General features: G+C 41.2%; 15 protein-coding genes. 8 read left to right on the forward strand and 7 right to left on the reverse strand.

Annotation, left to right across the window (positions count from 1 at the left end):
• Window positions 1-25 precede the first annotated feature (25 nt).
• Together AACW45_RS09135 and AACW45_RS09140 are read left to right on the forward strand one after the other, a co-directional pair.
• The gene (locus AACW45_RS09135; RefSeq protein WP_190632692.1) at window positions 26-1,723 is read left to right on the forward strand and encodes a peptidoglycan-binding domain-containing protein; all 1,698 of its coding nucleotides are present in this window, start codon (window positions 26-28) and stop codon (window positions 1,721-1,723) included.
• Window positions 1,724-1,725: 2 nt separating this feature from the next.
• Window positions 1,726-2,394, forward strand: a complete 669-nt coding sequence (locus AACW45_RS09140; protein WP_190632693.1) for a hypothetical protein — start codon at window positions 1,726-1,728, stop codon at window positions 2,392-2,394.
• A gap of 1,015 nt (window positions 2,395-3,409) precedes the next feature.
• On the opposite strand, the gene AACW45_RS09145 is transcribed toward AACW45_RS09140, so the two are convergent.
• Window positions 3,410-4,063 (reverse strand): hypothetical protein, encoded by a 654-nt coding sequence (locus AACW45_RS09145; RefSeq protein ID WP_190632694.1) that lies wholly within the window; start codon window positions 4,061-4,063, stop codon window positions 3,410-3,412.
• Between the two features lie 640 nt (window positions 4,064-4,703).
• On the opposite strand from AACW45_RS09145, the gene AACW45_RS09150 reads away from it, so the two are divergent.
• From AACW45_RS09150 to AACW45_RS09165, 4 genes are all read left to right on the forward strand, one after another.
• Window positions 4,704-6,158 (forward strand): APC family permease, encoded by a 1,455-nt coding sequence (locus AACW45_RS09150; protein WP_190632695.1) that lies wholly within the window; start codon window positions 4,704-4,706, stop codon window positions 6,156-6,158.
• A 79-nt stretch (window positions 6,159-6,237) separates the two neighbouring features.
• Window positions 6,238-6,879 (forward strand): cadmium resistance transporter, encoded by a 642-nt coding sequence (locus AACW45_RS09155; RefSeq protein ID WP_190632696.1) that lies wholly within the window; start codon window positions 6,238-6,240, stop codon window positions 6,877-6,879.
• A 432-nt stretch (window positions 6,880-7,311) separates the two neighbouring features.
• Window positions 7,312-8,148, forward strand: coding sequence for a sulfite exporter TauE/SafE family protein (locus AACW45_RS09160; protein WP_190632697.1), 837 nt, complete (start codon window positions 7,312-7,314; stop codon window positions 8,146-8,148).
• Window position 8,149: 1 nt separating this feature from the next.
• Entirely contained in the window at window positions 8,150-8,707 is a 558-nt protein-coding gene (locus tag AACW45_RS09165) for a DUF1634 domain-containing protein (protein ID WP_190632698.1), read from the forward strand.
• Between the two features lie 274 nt (window positions 8,708-8,981).
• Here AACW45_RS09165 and AACW45_RS09170 read toward each other — a convergent pair whose 3' ends face one another.
• The 4 genes from AACW45_RS09170 to folK form a co-directional block, all read right to left on the reverse strand.
• On the reverse strand, window positions 8,982-9,251 hold the full coding sequence (locus tag AACW45_RS09170; RefSeq protein ID WP_190632699.1) for a hypothetical protein: 270 nt from the start codon (window positions 9,249-9,251) through the stop codon (window positions 8,982-8,984).
• Window positions 9,252-9,491: 240 nt separating this feature from the next.
• Complete coding sequence (locus AACW45_RS09175) at window positions 9,492-10,334, reverse strand: ADP-ribosylglycohydrolase family protein (protein ID WP_190632700.1); 843 nt, start codon at window positions 10,332-10,334, stop codon at window positions 9,492-9,494.
• A gap of 9 nt (window positions 10,335-10,343) precedes the next feature.
• Window positions 10,344-10,892 (reverse strand): NUDIX hydrolase, encoded by a 549-nt coding sequence (locus tag AACW45_RS09180; protein WP_190547089.1) that lies wholly within the window; start codon window positions 10,890-10,892, stop codon window positions 10,344-10,346.
• Between the two features lie 82 nt (window positions 10,893-10,974).
• Entirely contained in the window at window positions 10,975-11,520 is a 546-nt protein-coding gene (folK, locus tag AACW45_RS09185) for a 2-amino-4-hydroxy-6-hydroxymethyldihydropteridine diphosphokinase (RefSeq protein WP_096643643.1), read from the reverse strand.
• Window positions 11,521-11,735: 215 nt separating this feature from the next.
• On the opposite strand from folK, the gene AACW45_RS09190 reads away from it, so the two are divergent.
• Together AACW45_RS09190 and psb35 are read left to right on the forward strand one after the other, a co-directional pair.
• The gene (locus AACW45_RS09190; RefSeq protein WP_190632701.1) at window positions 11,736-14,231 is read left to right on the forward strand and encodes a transglycosylase domain-containing protein; all 2,496 of its coding nucleotides are present in this window, start codon (window positions 11,736-11,738) and stop codon (window positions 14,229-14,231) included.
• A 253-nt stretch (window positions 14,232-14,484) separates the two neighbouring features.
• On the forward strand, window positions 14,485-14,709 hold the full coding sequence (gene psb35 / locus AACW45_RS09195) for a photosystem II assembly protein Psb35 (protein WP_190632702.1): 225 nt from the start codon (window positions 14,485-14,487) through the stop codon (window positions 14,707-14,709).
• Between the two features lie 93 nt (window positions 14,710-14,802).
• Here psb35 and AACW45_RS09200 read toward each other — a convergent pair whose 3' ends face one another.
• Together AACW45_RS09200 and AACW45_RS09205 are read right to left on the reverse strand one after the other, a co-directional pair.
• On the reverse strand, window positions 14,803-15,225 hold the full coding sequence (locus tag AACW45_RS09200) for a tellurite resistance TerB family protein (protein ID WP_190632703.1): 423 nt from the start codon (window positions 15,223-15,225) through the stop codon (window positions 14,803-14,805).
• A gap of 57 nt (window positions 15,226-15,282) precedes the next feature.
• Window positions 15,283-16,635, reverse strand: coding sequence for a 16S rRNA (cytosine(967)-C(5))-methyltransferase (locus AACW45_RS09205; RefSeq protein WP_190632704.1), 1,353 nt, complete (start codon window positions 16,633-16,635; stop codon window positions 15,283-15,285).
• Window positions 16,636-16,645 lie beyond the last annotated feature (10 nt).

The raw sequence follows: 16,645 nt of genomic DNA on the forward strand, positions 1-16,645 counted from the left end.
TAGCCATCGATGGAGGAACGGTAAGATGGGTGATGTCGATCGAAAAGTCGCTAGGCGACGGATGTTTGCTGCTCAGAAAGTAAATACATCGAGTTCTGCTAATCCATCTCTTGTTTCGCCACATACTCCCACTTTGGCAAACCCGGTGCGTGGCTTTGGTTCGCTGACAAATAACACGATCCAAACAGCAATTGCAGATTCCCATCACCAACAAGCGCAGTCGTCTGGGGAAGAATCTTTATCAACTATTAAACCAAGCACTTTCAATCGCGACTTCAGTCGCATACCTTTGCATCGTCCCCAGGGCGAAGCGACAAATGGGGTAGTAAATCCACTGATGAGTAATGTTGCCACAATTCAGCGCGCAACGGATAATGATGCTACCAAAAAAGTTAACAAAGATTACTCCGCGCGCTTTGAAGGCGATCGCAAATTAGAAAAAATTTCCGACGGCACGGAAACTATTAATAAAGGTAGTAATAATATTCAAGTTGTCAAAATGCAGCAAGCATTAATTGACATGGGATATAAACTGCCAAAATATGGTGTAGATGGCATCTTTGGGAAGGAAACTCAAACCGCCCTCAAAGAATTTCAGCATGATGCCGCAATTCCTGAAACCGGTGTATTCGATCAAGCAACGATCGCGGCGATGAATGCTAAATTCGATACCCGTCAACCTTATATAGATAATGCTGTCTTCGATCCAGCAGATCCCAAAAAAGGCATTCGTAACTTAAATAACCGCGATCGCAAAGCTGTGAATGATGCGCTGAAACCCGCCCAAGGAGTTGGCGGTAAATCAGCAACTTTTCAAGAAGAAGTCGGTGGGAAAAAATATGGCGATGAAATTCGCGATCGCCTAACCAAGGTGATTAAATTTTTACATAAAGACTTGTTTGAAGATAAAGAACCTCTCAGAGCCGATCCTAAGAAAAACTTCCATGATTGGAATGTGTTAGAAAGCACAGCAGAAGCATCGAAAGATGTTACCGATAATCTCTACAGTTCCTATGCTACAGGGCCAAAAATGACACAAGCATCAGGTAACTTTGTTGACCAATGGGAAGATGAAGTTGCCCGTAATAGTGCTTTATCACCAGGAGAGAAAAAACAAAAAGCTACAGACAAAGTTAACTATCTCATTGTCTCCAACTGTTCCAAGATTAACGCCGATCATTCAGCCGTACCCTCAGATACCAAAGAATCAGCGATTCTCAAGCCGATAGTCGAAAGCTTTGTTGATAGCGCAGCTAAAGTCCAGACAATGTTAGATTTAGATATCGGTTGGGAAGGTGCGCAACTTGAAGGCGTAGTTTATCTCCAACGCTATAAACAAGCTACAGATGAAAAGAATCGGGCGCAGTTGTGGGAATTATTCCATACATGCATTCATGAGTATATTCATTCCCTAGCAAATAAAGATTATCAAAATTACGCCCAGAAGTTTAAAAATAAAGGCGATGATGTCCGCTACAACACCTTAATCGAAGGCTTTTGTGATTTCTTTACAGAAAATGTGCGCAAAACAGTGAAAATTACAAATCCTCTGCGGCAGAAAGTCGAAGGGCCTTATTATGATGCTAAAGCCACTGCACCCACAATCAATCCTGGCGTTTATCCATCCATTGCCCAAGCCGAACAGGTAGTATCAATTGTTGGGATTCGCAATGCCCAAGCTGCTTATTTCCAAGGCCAAGTTAAATTAATAGGAGACAAATAACCTTGCGCTATCGTGGATATTGGGTCTGGATAGCTTGGTTAATATTGGTATATACCATTAATTTTGCTTGTAGCAGCGCAATCAAAGAAACTCAACGCCAGGAAATATTAAATCCCGCGATCGCCAATACACAGATTGCACAAACCAAAGGAAAGATAATTATGGCAAACAACTGTGAAAGCATTCGCCAGAGTATTGAAACCAGAAATTTCCTCGGCTGGCGTGGGTTACCAGCAGAATGCACAGCCCAAGATTTATTTGCTAATATTCCCACAGATTTAAGCGATCGCCCAGTTAGACCATTAGGTAGCAATTTTAACCAAGCAACATTTGTTTTATTAGAATTACCAGGTTATTATCGCCCAATGGCAAGCTTTCGCCATAATCAATTAATTATGTTTGATGCCATGAATCCCGATTTAGCTGGCGGTTTTGCGCCCCTACAGCAAGACTTAGGCGAACCAGCCACCCGCCTTGATTGGCATTACGGTACTCTCAGCATTCCTACTAGTGAATGGGTATATCCTGAACGGGGGATTACGGTATTTCTTAACACCACTGCTGATAAAGCCTTGCATATAGCTGTGTATCAACCCACAACTTTATCAGAATACGAGGGTAATTTGCGCCCGCACTTACAGAAGCAAGTTAGACCTTTGCGCGTACCATAGAGCGATCGCTCTATTGTAAAATCTCACCAAGCGCTTTAGGCATAATATCCCAATTATTAACTTACCACACCTGCAACTCGTAGGGTTGGGGTTTTCCCGCCCCTACAATTTGGGATAATTTATTTTTTGGAGTTCCCTAAGAACAAATGCGATTGCTAAAAACAATAAAGCCTAGCTACACAGCAATTTATTGTCAAACATCGCCAATTTTGAGCCAGCAATATACTTTTTTATCTGCGGAAAACACCAAAATAAGTACGCGATTTACCTAAATGAGTAAGCAGTATACTTTTTCATCTGCGGAAAACACTAAAATGAGTGCGTGATTTACCGAAACGAGTAAGCGAAAAGGCTTAATGAGTAGGTGAAATAGTATTTTACTTGCGGAAAACACAATAATGAGAACTCATTAAGGCTTAACGAGAAGGTGAAATGGCTTTTTGCTTACTTAAAATAGGAAAATGAGTACTTGATTGAGATACATGAGAAAGCGAAATGCTTTTTTGTTTACTAAAAATATAAAAATGAATACTGAATATGTGTAAATGATAAAGCTGGCGTATTTTCAGCAAAAAATTTAGGCTATTTCGCAATTTTCGCATTTTGATGCCAAATACAGCCTATTTCGCGTTAATTATGGATGCGCTAAGGGGGCATGGCATTGCCCATACGTGTCAACTTAAGCTAAAAGCTATATACGGCGCGTGTTGTACAAAAACTTTCGCCCTCATCCCCTAACCCCTTCTCCCCCAGGAGAAGGGGAATTAAATCTCTTGCTCCCCTCTCCCACTGGGAGAGGGGATGGGGGTGAGGGCAAAAACCTTGCTACAAAGCGGGTTTCGCATTAAGTTGACACCAATGGGTATTGCCATGCCCCTACAATCGTATTGTCAGGCGATGCCATGATATTGTTAAACGAGACGATGTCTACAGTTAATATAACCTCGCTACAAACTAATCCCCCTTGTCTCCCTTGTCTTCCTTGTCCCCTTTCTCTTCCCTGTCTGTGGGTACTTCACGCCTTGTTAGTAGGTGCATTAGTGACCCTAGCATCTACAATTGCTTGAGATACATTGGGAATAAACCAGTTCACATCACCAGACTTGACAATTTTTGTCCCAGCTTGATTAAATTCCAGCACCCCAGTATCGGGATTTGCTCTCAAAACTAAGTTAGCGCCAATTGGAATCTTAATTGCAACACCACCAGCGACTTCTTGAGTTTGTCCATCTTGACTCAAAGCAGTTACCTTCACATCATTTGGTAGATAAATTCCCTTGCAATTCCATCGATCTTCAGTTGTTTGTCCATTAGCTAAAAAATATAATGCAGATCCTTCGGAGTATTCATCATCATCAAGTCCTGGTTCTGGCCCGTATACACCAATAGTTTTACCTGTTTCATTGGTGCATTGTCCCCAATCCACTCCCGATTCAAACACATATTTTTCTAAAGTTAACTCATCAATAGCTTGATCAATTTGTTCTGGTGTATAACCCTCTAATTGAGATTGTGTCTTTTTCACAGTTTGCAACCGCTCCATTTCTTTCGTCAGCGCTACATAATCAGGATTTTTCGTAAATTTCGGGCGATCGGCAAATGAAGGTGGCGCAATAACTAAATTTACTAGTAACAGCGCTAGCATCAAAAAATATTTGCAGGTTTTCATCTTATATGTCCTACTTTTTACAAATTGCTGTTGAGGTATATCTCAATAAATTGTCATCTTTGTAACAAAAAAACAATTTTATTTATTCTGAAAACTCCTTCTACAATACCTCAGATTTTTTCAGAATATCGATTAATTTTAACCTACCATTTCAACTCTTACTTGACAACATTAGCCTTTTAATAGAGTTTTATACTTCTGATATTTAAGTAGTAACAATGCCCATTGCCAGCTAAATTCCCACATTTACTTGATCCCAATATCGTCGCCAATCAATTGCCCCACAATCCCACGATCTTATAGGGTATTAGTTTTATCTTAATAGTTGATGTATCAATTAATAATTTATTTCTAAAAAAATAATTTACATAATCTCGATAAAGTTATCGTAAATAATCATTCTTTAACCAAAATTTAAAAATTATTTTTTACTGATACTTGATTGCAGAAAATACATGGGGTAGTATGACCACTATCGTCAGAAATACAACCAAAGATAGAGGTTGTTGAGTTGAGATATATAGCAGAAAATTATGCTCAAACTTTGGGGTTACTTGATAGGGATATTTTGATTTAGGCAATATTAAAAACACCCCTAATCCCCCCGAAATATGTACTATTCCCTCGCCAAAGCAGCAATATGAAACAGGAAATATCATCCCATCGCAGTGTTCATGGCTTAAAGCCAGATTGTCTTTCTTTCACAGAAGTTTTAGCGCAATCTTTTGCTGTCATTGCACCTACAACCATACCTGCATCTAACATTGGTTTGATAGTTGCACTTTCAGGGAATGGCACTTGGTTAAGCTTTTTAATTGGGCTAATTGGGCTATTATTTGTCAGCATTAATATCAATCAATTTGCTAGCCGTTCTGCGTCTCCTGGTTCCCTCTATTCGTACATCACAAAAGGTTTAGGCCCGACGGCTGGTGTAATTTGTGGTTGGAGTCTAGTCTTAGCCTATTTATTGACTGGGATGTCAGTACTCTGCGGTTTTGCTAACTTTAGTGGGATGTTAATCGGCCATTTAGGTATCCATCCCTCTAGTATTACCCTCTTAGCAATCGGTGCAGGAATTTCCTGGTATGCAGCTTATAAAGATATTCAAATTTCCGCCGTAGCAATGCTATTGATAGAGGCTCTATCAATTTTATTAATTGCTATCTTATGCATCATCATCTGGGCACATAAAGGCTTTGCGCTAGATATGTCTCAATTGACTTTAACTGGAACAACTCCAGGTAGCGTAGCCACAGGATTAGTCTTAGTGATGTTTGCTTTTTCTGGCTTTGAAAGTGCAACATCCTTGGGTGATGAAGCAAAAAACCCCTTAGGAACCATTCCCAAAGCTGTCAAAGGTAGCGTGATACTTGCAGGACTTTTCTATATTGCAACTACCTATATAGAGGTACTGGGATTTAGAGATACGGGAATTGCAATTACCACGACGGAGGAACCGCTAGGCTTTTTATCGCAACAAGTAGGAGTGGGTTTTTTAGGAGAATTAGTAGCTTTAGGTGCATTACTTAGCTTCTTTGCTTGCATTCTGGGGAGTATTAACCCAGCAGCGAGAATCTTCTTTTTAATGGCGCGTCATGGTTTGTTCCATTCTTCTTTAGGTACAGCGCATTCATCCAACAAAACACCCCATGTAGCAGTGACTATGTGTTCTTTACTCACATTTCTAGTACCTGCTGTCATGTCTGTGTTTCAAATCAAATTATTTGAGAGTATGGGCTATTTGGGTGCTATCTGTAGCTATGGATTTTTAACAGTGTATATTCTCATCTCCATTGCTGCGCCAGTTTACTTGTACCACATTCGCCAATTGCGCCTGCGAGATATAGTCTTTTCTATTTTGGGAATAGGATTCATGATGATTCCTGTATTGGGAAGCGTGGGAATTCCCGGTAGCACACTTTTCCCGGTTCCCGAAGCGCCTTATGATACCTTTCCCTATATCTTCTTGCTGTATCTAGTTGTTACCTGTGGATGGTTCAACATTAAAAGGTTGCGTTCTCCCAACTTAATTGTGGGTATGCGTCAAGAAGTCGAAAAAATTCACGCCAGATTTAACGATAGAAAAGTCCCTTAACAACATCTCTTCAGACTTGCTTTGGTTCTATAGTTTCAATCCAAAATCCAAAATCTAAAATCCAAAATCCCAAATTGATATGAGTGGTTTAGTCACAGCAATTAACACCGGCATCGCTGCTTTCAGTGCTACCAATATTGATGATATGCTGATGCTGACATTGTTTTTCTCACAAGCAAATGCGACGTTCCGACGGTGGCATATTATTGCTGGTCAATATCTCGGTTTTACAGCCCTAATTATCGCTAGCCTTCCCGGTTTCTTTGGCGGTTTGATTATTCCCCGCCCTTGGATTGGTCTATTTGGAATAGTGCCAATAGTGATAGGAATTCGTGCTTTAATTAAACAATCAGAAGATGATGATGAAGATGAAGAGACAGAAATTCAACAATCGCGCCACTCACTTTTAACTAAATTTCTGAACATCCAAACTTACAGTGTAGCGGCTGTGACTTTTGCTAATGGTACAGATAATATCAGCATTTATGTTCCTTTATTTGCCAGTAGTAACCCAGAAAGCTTACTAGTAATTTTAACGGTATTTTTTCTGCTGGTGGGATGCTTGTGCTATACCGCGTATAAACTAACTCATAATAGAGCGATCGCAGATCTTCTCGCCAGCTATGGACATAATATTATGCCTTTTGTCCTGATGGGATTAGGCGCTTTTATTTTGTTAGAAAGTGGCTCTCTAAAGCTGGTAAATATACTGAATAATTAAATGCGATCGCTTGTTTTTAGCTGATGCTCAAAATTTATCGGCTGCTGCTAGAAGTATCAGAAAACTAAAATGTTATCTCCGCATAATATTTATCTGGCATCAGCCTGTCAGAAATCCATAGTTCAATTATCATTTATATAAACCAATGCTGAAATTACGTCTAATGTGAATTTAACAAAGCTCCGCTCATCTAAGAGTTTTTAGATGTGCAAAATTAAGATTTTTAAATAACTATATTACGAAAAGTAAAGTTTACTAAAATCTTCTTTCTCTCTGTTATTTGCCTTGTATTAAGGATAAATATTCACATCCAGTTAATTATTGACAAAATGACAAGAGTTAACAGATTTAATTCACATGCAACGTAAATTCACCAATATACAAAAACATCTCATCGTACATTGATATATATCGAAGCAAGAGGTATGAAATTTGAATATCCTGGAATTTTCCTTATTAGTTTGGATAGGTTCATTTATCGCCGGATTCCTTGGTGCATTAACTGGTTTAGGTGGGGGTGTTGTCATAGTTCCCTTACTAACTTCAGTCTTTGGTGTTGATATTCGCTATGCTGTTGGAGCTTCACTAGTATCTGTAATCGCAACTTCCTTGGGTGCGGCGTCTACTTATATTAAAAAAGGCTATGCAAATTTACGTTTAGGCATGTTTTTAGAAGTTGCGACAACAATAGGCGCTATAGTTGGGGCGTTAATTGCTACCTTTGTGTCTGTCAAAGCCTTAACTATTGTATTAGCGATCGTCCTAATTTATTCAGCATATCTTTCCCAACGACCAAGACTTGAAAGAATTGAAAACGAACCAACCGATCCTTTAGCTAATTATCTGCAACTCAATAGCACTTATCCCACCTCAGAAGGGTTGATGTCTTACCAAGTTCATTCCCTTCCCGCAGGATTTAGCGTCATGGTAGTAGCAGGAGTGCTTTCTGGGTTGCTGGGTATTGGTTCTGGGGGGTTTAAGGTATTAGCAATGGATCAAGCCATGCGTTTACCTTTTAAAGTTTCTACTACCACTAGCAACTTTATGATTGGTGTCACAGCAGCAGCTTCAGCTGGAGTTTACCTTGCCAGAGGTTACATCGATCCAGGATTATCAATGCCAGTAATGTTAGGAGTATTACCTGGTGCTTTTTTGGGTGCTAGAGTGCTGTTAGGTACTAAAACGCAAACTTTGCGCCTAGTATTTAGTCTAGTACTAGTCATCATGGCTGTGAAGATGGTCTACAACAATGTCATAGGAGGACTGTAAAATGTATAAATTTGATGGTAATTTTCAGTCACTCTCATCTCCACAGCCCGATACTGAAGTATTAGCTATAGCTTTTCCATCAAAAGATTTAGATGCTGATATCGAACAATTACCAAAGTCTCAAGCCAATATAGTAGTTAAGTTACCTCATGTGAGTGAAATTGAGCATAAAAAGAATTCTACAAAAACATTTGGTGAACTATCGCTAGAAACCATCTTGAGCAACTTGCTAAGATATGGCGTTTTGCTAGCGAGTACTGTGGTATTTATAGGGGGAATTCTCTACTTAATGCGGCATGGTTCTGAACCTGTCAACTATAAATTTTTTCAAGGAGAACCTGCGGAGTTTTGTTCGCCATTAGGTGTGATTAATGCTGTTTTAGCAGGTAGCCGGCGCGGTATTATTCAGCTAGGGTTGCTGTTATTAATAGCTATTCCTGTTTTGCGTGTAGTAATTTCTTTATTTACTTTTATCTGGCGAAGAGAATTTGCTTATGTAATTATCACGTTGATAGTATTAGCTAGTTTAACTTATAGCTTGGTAGGAGCTTATTACTAACAAAATTTTTTGTCATTAGTCATTAGTCATTTGTCATTAGTAAGGGGTTTCATCTGTATATTAATTTGAGAAAAATTGTAGGGGTATGGCACTGCCATACCCTCTAGAATGCAATCAGGTTCAGTGAAGCATAATTTTAGGTTGGGTTGTAGCTTGCTTCCCGAAGGGTACGAAGTGAAACCCAACATTTCCAGGGGTTTGTTGGGTTTTTCAAATTCTCATTCTGTCTGGTTTCTTAATTTTGAATTTTGAATTTTGAATTGCTCTTATTTGCTTAAGAGCCTAATAAATCATTAGCAAATCCGCCCAGGTTTTGCAGTTGATTAGTGAGATATTGAATCAATAAATTTAGGCTTTCTAAAGAAGGGGTTCCCAAACCTAGCGCAATTGCTAAACTGAATAACCCTATAAATAAGGCTAAAATTCTGCCAAAACAACCGGGATTAATTTCGGCAAAACCTAGTTTAGTTTGTCCTAGTACAGCAATAAAGATAAAGATAATTCCTAAAATAAAAAATATGTTATTTGTCGGTAAGCTGTTCATTTTATTGTCAACATTAATGCAACATTGGTAATTGTGATTATAGCAATTATTAATAAGGGTTCAATCGTTGTGAATGGATAGTTGAAATTTAAACGCAAAGTATCGCTAAGGTAAGCGCGGAGGTACGCGGAGAATGAGCTATGAGTTAATGAGATGTTGTCTTAAGATGTTTGATTTTAGGTGAGAAATGTCTACTTGGTTATGTGGGTTTTAAGAGTTAGAGCGCAATAGATATCGGCTTTATATTTTACCTACTAAACTCATCAATTGTTTGTCTAATTCGATGAGATAATCTCTACCGTAGGTTCCATTTTCTAACCCTGTAACTAGATGTGCAGGGATATCTTGAGCAATTTCTTGACTGCAAGAAGCAGCCGCTAAGGCAATAGTGGCAACTGTATCGACATCGCCGGTAAAGGCGATACAATCTTGCAATAGTTCGCTCATGCTATCGTTGCGAATGACTGCGGTAATGGCTGCTCTGACGCTCATCCAGCCTTTAGATTTAACTTTACCTTCCCACGGTTTTGACCATTCGCCAGATAGTACATAGCTTTCAATAAACTGTCCTAATTTGCGTTTCGGCCCGAGTTTATAAATAAAATAGTGCGTCATTAAGGCGGCGGCAACGGCGGCGTTAATGCCATCTGGTGTATTGTGGGTAATAGCGGCTTGAATGGTTGCGGCTTCGATGACTTTTTCGGGTGTGGAGAAAATCCCAATTGGCCCTGCACGCATTGCCGCACCGCTTTTGTCACTATGTGGGCGAATTTTGGCTAAAAACTCGCTGCCATCTTGAATTTCGAGAAGAAAATGGTAAAATCCACTAGCGTAACCTTCTCGGCGATCGCGTTTAAAGCAAGTAACGAAACTCTGTGCTAATACTTCTGGTGTCCACGGTGCTAGGGATACTATAACTTCAGCGATCGCAATACTCATTTGGGTATCATCTGTATAGCTACCCGGTATGAGTCGATGACGCGGATGTGATACGTATCGACTCAAATCGTTATAGACGCTCACTTCATTAGCGTATTCAAAGCCTGCACCGTAGGCGTCGCCAATTGCTAATTCGATGAGCATATCAACACTTTAGGTTAAGAAAGGACGAGCTAACAAAAAGCTAGAAATCGTTTTCGCATCTACTGGTTCGCCATCGATAAAGGCTTTCTCCAGTTCTTCGGGAGTGTAATAAAGAATTTCGATATCTTCGTCTTCTTCTTTTGCTGGCGGTGTTTCTAACTTTTCTAAATCTCGCGCCAGAAATGCATAGAGGATTTCGTCAGAATATCCAGGAGCGAGGAAAAACTCTCCTAATTTATCCCACTTTTGGGCACGATAACCGGTTTCTTCTTGAAGTTCTCGCTGTACTGCTTCTAGGGGATCTTCATTGAGTTCTAGAGTACCGGCGGGAAATTCGATGATTCTTCCTTGAATTGCAAAGCGGTACTGACGCAGCAGTATCAGCTTACCATCGGCTGTCACAGGCACAGCTAGCGCACCACCGGGGTGACGAATACATTCCCATTCGCCCTCGGCTTTGTTAGGTAAGCGCAAGCGATTAACTTCAAAGTTAAACTTGCGTCCTTTATAGAACAAACGTTGTCTTAGCAGCTGTGGTAATTCTCTACCTAGTGGCATAGTATAATTGAGTGTCTTTAGATACACAGGCCAACTCTCAGGCTTGTTAGGCCTAGGTTTCCTGCGTTTATGGGGTGTAATTTTAACTGCCCATCAATAAATGTACATCAGAACAGTTAACCTCTTTAACCAAATCTTTAATAACACATCCGGATACTGGCTCTACCCAATTAGGTGCAATTTCTGCCAAGGGAACCAGAACAAACGCCCGCTCCCGCATTCGCGGATGGGGGATTTGCAGGGTGGGTGTATCAATAATTAAGTCATCATATAACAGCAAATCTAAATCTAGGGTACGGGGGCCCCACCGCTCTTGACGTACACGCCCAAATTTTTGTTCGATTGCTAATAATGTTTCTAATAACAGATGCGGGAGCATGAATATTTTGATTAGGGCGCAGCCGTTTAAGTAATCTGGTTGTGGCGGGCCGATGGCTGCGGTTTGATACCAGTGTGATTTTGCCTGGAGAAAAATACCTGGAGTGTTGGCTAAAGTCGCGATCGCCGCTTCTAAGATTTCTTGTGAATCGCCAATATTACTCCCAAGGGCGATCGCTGCGATCGCATCTGTGGTGAGTTTGTCTGTTTCAGATATGCTACTTGTCTTTTTGCTTATACCTAGCGGCATATTTTTTAGTTGCTAATCACAGTATTTTAGCTGTGAAAATTCATAAATTTTTGTATTAATATTTACGGGATCAAATCTAAAGAATTCCAAAAAAACATTGTATTTTACTAAATTCACTTGTTTATTTATGGGATATTATACTAACACAAAGGCGATACACTAACCCCAACCATACTGGTGGTTAGATAGCAACTACATTTGAGCGAGAAACTAACGTGAGGAAACTTACCTCCTGGTTCAAGCAAGGAACAACTGATTTAAGTGCATCTGACAAGGAGCAACCACAATTGTCATCTGGTAATCATCTCGAAAATGAAGAATCTGTCCCAGAAGAATCTATAAATGAGAACTTACCACCAACAAAGCTGGACAAAGGAAAGCAAGTACTTAGCCAGATGCAAAAAGTCTCATCTGGAGTAATTGCTAAACTATCCACCAAAGAAAAACCCTTTTATCGTCGCTTGTGGTTTTGGGGAAGCTTAAGTATCGGTGGTGGGATCGTTGCATTTAATTATGGAATTGCTAGCATAGACCGGACTCTACCAGATAAATCAGAGTTAAATGCTGTTGTCCGCGAACAAACTTTGACAATTAAAGCGGTAGACGGTAGTATCTTACAACAGCAAGGGGAAGCTGCTAGAGACCAGATCAAACTAGAGCAAATACCAGATAAGTTAAAACAAGCTTTCATTGCTTCCGAAGATCGGCGATTTCAGCAACATAATGGCGTCGATCCCCAAGGTATAGTTAGAGCTGTTTGGAATAATTTGCGATCGCAAAATGTTGTAGAAGGCGGTAGCACCATTACCCAACAACTAGCCCGGATTTTATTTATCAAACAAGAAAAAACTATCTGGCGCAAGCTTAAAGAAGTGCGGTTAGCGCAAAAGATGGAGCAAGAATTAACAAAAGACCAAATTCTTGAGCGTTATTTGAATTTGGTGTATTTGGGATCTGGGGCTTATGGTGTAGCTGATGCTGCATGGGTCTACTTTAGTAAATCCGTAGATCAACTGACATTACCAGAAATGGCGACCATTGCCGGTTTAGCGCCAGCCCCTAGCCTGTATGCTCCAGACAGAAATCCCCAAGCCGCCAAAGCTCGGCGGAATTTGGTGTTGCAAAGAATGCAGGAAGATGGTATAATAAATGCCTCTGAAAGGGAAGCTGCCAGCCAAGAAACCCTTACCCTCAACAGCAGTTTACCGAAGCGACTGCAAGTAGAATTTCCCTACTTTACTACCTTTATTCAACAAGAATTGCCTAAGTATGTTTCTGCTGATGTGTTAGCTGGTGGGGGTTTGGTAGTAGAAACCACTTTAAACCCAACTTGGCAGAAATTTGCAGAGGAAGCCGTAGCCAAAACACTGAGAAATCAGGGACGCTGGGAAAACTTTAAACAAGCCGCAATGGTAGCCATCGATCCCCGCAATGGGGAAATTCAGGCGATGGTTGGGGGTAAAGACTTTGGTAAGAACCAGTTTAACCGGGTGACACAAGCCCAACGCCAACCAGGCTCGACTTTTAAAAGCTTTGTTTATGCAACAGCGATCGCATCTGGTAAAAGTCCCTATCAAAGCTACCTCGATGCACCCCTTGTAGTCGATGGCTACGAACCCAAAAACTACAGCGAAAAATTTCGCGGTTGGATGACAATGCGCGATGCGCTCACCAGTTCTATTAATATCATTGCCGTCAAAGCCTTAATTGATGTGGGATTTGAGCCAACAATTAAGCTTGCCCAAGAAATGGGCATTAAATCTCAACTGAAGCCCACATATTCCCTAGCTTTAGGCTCAAATGAAGTAAATTTGCTAGAAATAACTAGCGCCTACGGTAGTTTTGCCACCCAAGGCTTACACACAGAAGTACATGGTATTCGCCGTATCCTCAACCGCCAAGGTGAAGTAATTTGGTCAGCAAATTTCGCCTCCAAGCGGGTGCTTGATGCTGATAGTGCCGCAATTATGACTTGGATGCTCCGCAATGTGGTGGAAGCTGGTACGGGCGCTGCTGCCCAATTAAATAATAGACAAGTTGCAGGCAAAACTGGTACCTCCGACGAAGCCCGCGATTTATGGTTTATTGGTTACATTCCCCAATTGGTAACTGGAGTTTGGTTAGGAAATGATAACAATCGCCCTACCTGGGGTAGTAGTGGTAGTGCGGCTTACACCTGGCACGAATTTATGGAAGAAGCTGTCAAAGATATGCCAGTAGAAAAGTTTCCGGCACGTCCTAAACTCGAAGGTCGTAAAGCTACCATTAAAGCTAAACCCATAAAACCAGGACGAATTGTCAATAAAGCCATATCCTCAGATGACGACGAGGACAATAATAACGAAGAAAGTTCATCAAGAAGACGGCGCAGATATTCTCAAGAAGACCAACAACAACAAGAAACGCCCAGACGCCGCAGACGTTATTACCAACAGCAAGATAATGACACATCTTCATCTTCATCTCGGAGACGGCGGCGCTATCGCAGCGAAGAATCTAGCAATAACAATAACAGCGATTCTTCCGAATCTCGCTCCAGACGGCGCAGGCGCGTAGAATCATCTGAGCCTTCCACACCTCGCAGATCTAGGCGATCGTCTTCATCATCCAGTGGTAGTTCATCCGGTGGTAGTTCATCCGGTAGTTCGGGTAATTCATCCCCATCACAACCTTCTTGGCGGGAAAGACTTAGACCATCTTCATCGCAGTAAGTAATTTTTGACGGTTGACGGTTGACGGTTGATACTAAACTGCAATCTAAAACGTAACATTGAAACTCACACAAGGGCGGGGAAACCCCGCCCCTACGAGAATCTTAATTACGTATCAAAACGCGGATTAATATAACTAATGACCAATGACTAACGACTAATGACTAGTGATTCAAACTCATGGGGGATGTTAGGTGTTACGCTCATTTTATAGTCTGTTAAGTAGCGTTACCTAAGCTAGGAGAATATACTCATGCTTTTATTTATGCAGACAGCAGCACAGGCGGTAAAGGGGCCCCATTTTCCGTTTGCTTTTACCTTTGTTTATGTATTTGGTTTTATTGCTGCTGTTACCATCGGTTCTATCGCTTGGTATAATTCTAAGCGTCCCCCCGGTTGGGAAAGCAAAGAACGTCCTGACTTTGTTCCCCAAGTGAAAAAAGAAGAAACTCCGGGTCTGGGCGAACCGAAGTCATAAGCAGTGAAAAAGCTGAATTAAATTAGCAAATTTTAAACTCTTCCACAGGCGCGATCAACCGCGTCTGATTAACTCAACAATCATATATCTCAGTTAGTTTTGCACTTCAACCCAACGCCGATAAAGCTTTTGAATTTGTTTGAGTAAAGTAGTGTGGGCTGCTTGGGTTGACTCGCTAGCTTTGGTAATCTCCTGTAATTTTGTCAGTAGTCGCGCTTCTTCGATCGCTACATCGCCGTCGCTGTAAATTAAACCACTAATCGCTTCAATTAAGCTGACGCAATCTTCAATACTTGGGCGATCGCCTAAATATTCTTGCACCCAGCTATAACACTCTTTTGGCTGTACCGGAACTAATTCGTACAACCAAGGCTTGATTTCCGGATCGGTAGCTAAACCTTTGGCTTGGGCTATTTCCCGCAGGTATTGTCTTTCTTCCGGCTGGATTACACCGTCAATCCAGGCTGCACCGATCAGGATTTTCACTAAGTTTTTCACATTGGAATCAGTAACCATGCTGCATCCTCTGGGAGATTTTAACCCCGATCAAATCCTACAGTCTCGTTACAGTAATCACCCGGAATCATTAGTTTTTCTTAAGCGAGCCAGAAAAAAGCCATCCATATTATGTCGCTGCGGCCAGACTTTGCACCAGCCTTGGGGGGTAGAATAGGCAAATATTGGTGACTCTGCACTCGGCGGTTCTATTTTCCAGTCGGGAGACTCAGCTAAAAACTGAGAAATTACCGCTTCGTTTTCTGCTGGGTGTAGAGTACAAGTAGCGTAGACTAAAACTCCGCCAGTCTTGACAAAAGTTGCCGTGTGTGATATTAATTCTTTTTGCAGTTGAGAAAGTTGCTGGACTGTTTCTGGTGTTTGTCGCCAACGCGCATCAGCATGACGGTGGAGAGTTCCTAAGCCAGAACAGGGTGCATCGAGTAAAACCCGATCTGCGGTATGAGTAAATTGTGAGAACTCGCGACTGTCTCCAGTACAAATTTCTATCGATTGTAAATTTAAGCGCCGTGCATTTTCTTGGAGTTTGCGCAATCGGGAAGCAGTGCGATCGCAAGCCCAAACTTTTCCTTTATCCCCCATCAATTCAGCAATGTGAGTAGTTTTCCCCCCAGGTGCAGCACAAGCATCAATTATCACCTCACCTGGTTGGGGGTCAAGCAAATGACTAACTAATTGGGCGCTACTATCTTGAACAACCCACCAACCCTCACGAAAACCGGGTAAATTTTGAATCGCGCCACTGTTACTAATTAAGCGTAAAGCCTGGGGTAAATGAGGCAGACGCTTAACTAACACATCGGCCGATTTTAACGCCTGTTCTACCATATCAATCGAAGTGCGTAGCGGGTTGATACGTAAATCAATGGTGGGTGATTGATTCATCCATTCACATAACTGTTCTGTTTCCGTAAAACTCAGTTGTTCTAGCCAAACTTGAATTATCCAATCTGGAAAGCTGTGTAAAATCCCTAAACGTTCCGCCGGATTTTCTGGTAATTGTAAGGGTATTTCCCCATTTTTCCCTGCTTGTCTAATATATTGACGCAACATCCCATTGACAAAACCGGTTAATCCGGGAAAGCCGTTTTCCTTAGCTAGTTGAACTGTAGTATTTACCGCCGCAGAAGCGGGAATACGTTCTTGATAGCACAGTTGGTAAAAGCCAAGATGCAGAATCGTGCGCAAGTCTTTTGGTTGTTGATGGGCTTTCTTTTTGCCAAATTGGTCAATTAAGGCGTCAAGGGTGCGTTGTCTTCTGACGCTACCATAAACTAATTCTGTAACTAAACGGCGATCGCTATCTTGTAACTTAACTTTTTGCAGCACTTTATCAAGAGCAACATCAGCATAAGCCCCTTTGTGAACATCTCGCAGGGCTAAAAATGCTATTTGACGCGGGTTTATCATGGAAATAGTA

The sequence above is a fragment of the Calothrix sp. FACHB-168 genome (assembly GCF_963889195.1).
GTDB classification, from domain to species: Bacteria; Cyanobacteriota; Cyanobacteriia; order Cyanobacteriales; family Nostocaceae; genus Aulosira; species Aulosira anomala_A.

Bases quoted from the DNA above. Each gene is read 5' to 3' on its own strand.
- AACW45_RS09155 (WP_190632696.1), top strand. From the start codon at position 6,238: ATGAGTGGTTTAGTCACAGCAATTAACACCGGCATCGCTGCTTTCAGT.
- AACW45_RS09175 (WP_190632700.1), bottom strand. From the start codon at position 10,334: ATGCTCATCGAATTAGCAATTGGCGACGCCTACGGTGCAGGCTTTGAA.
- AACW45_RS09180 (WP_190547089.1), bottom strand. From the start codon at position 10,892: ATGCCACTAGGTAGAGAATTACCACAGCTGCTAAGACAACGTTTGTTC.
- AACW45_RS09145 (WP_190632694.1), bottom strand. From the start codon at position 4,063: ATGAAAACCTGCAAATATTTTTTGATGCTAGCGCTGTTACTAGTAAAT.
- AACW45_RS09170 (WP_190632699.1), bottom strand. From the start codon at position 9,251: ATGAACAGCTTACCGACAAATAACATATTTTTTATTTTAGGAATTATC.
- psb35 (WP_190632702.1), top strand. From the start codon at position 14,485: ATGCTTTTATTTATGCAGACAGCAGCACAGGCGGTAAAGGGGCCCCAT.
- folK (WP_096643643.1), bottom strand. From the start codon at position 11,520: ATGCCGCTAGGTATAAGCAAAAAGACAAGTAGCATATCTGAAACAGAC.
- AACW45_RS09205 (WP_190632704.1), bottom strand. From the start codon at position 16,635: ATGATAAACCCGCGTCAAATAGCATTTTTAGCCCTGCGAGATGTTCAC.
- AACW45_RS09200 (WP_190632703.1), bottom strand. From the start codon at position 15,225: ATGGTTACTGATTCCAATGTGAAAAACTTAGTGAAAATCCTGATCGGT.
- AACW45_RS09150 (WP_190632695.1), top strand. From the start codon at position 4,704: ATGAAACAGGAAATATCATCCCATCGCAGTGTTCATGGCTTAAAGCCA.
- AACW45_RS09165 (WP_190632698.1), top strand. From the start codon at position 8,150: ATGTATAAATTTGATGGTAATTTTCAGTCACTCTCATCTCCACAGCCC.
- AACW45_RS09135 (WP_190632692.1), top strand. From the start codon at position 26: ATGGGTGATGTCGATCGAAAAGTCGCTAGGCGACGGATGTTTGCTGCT.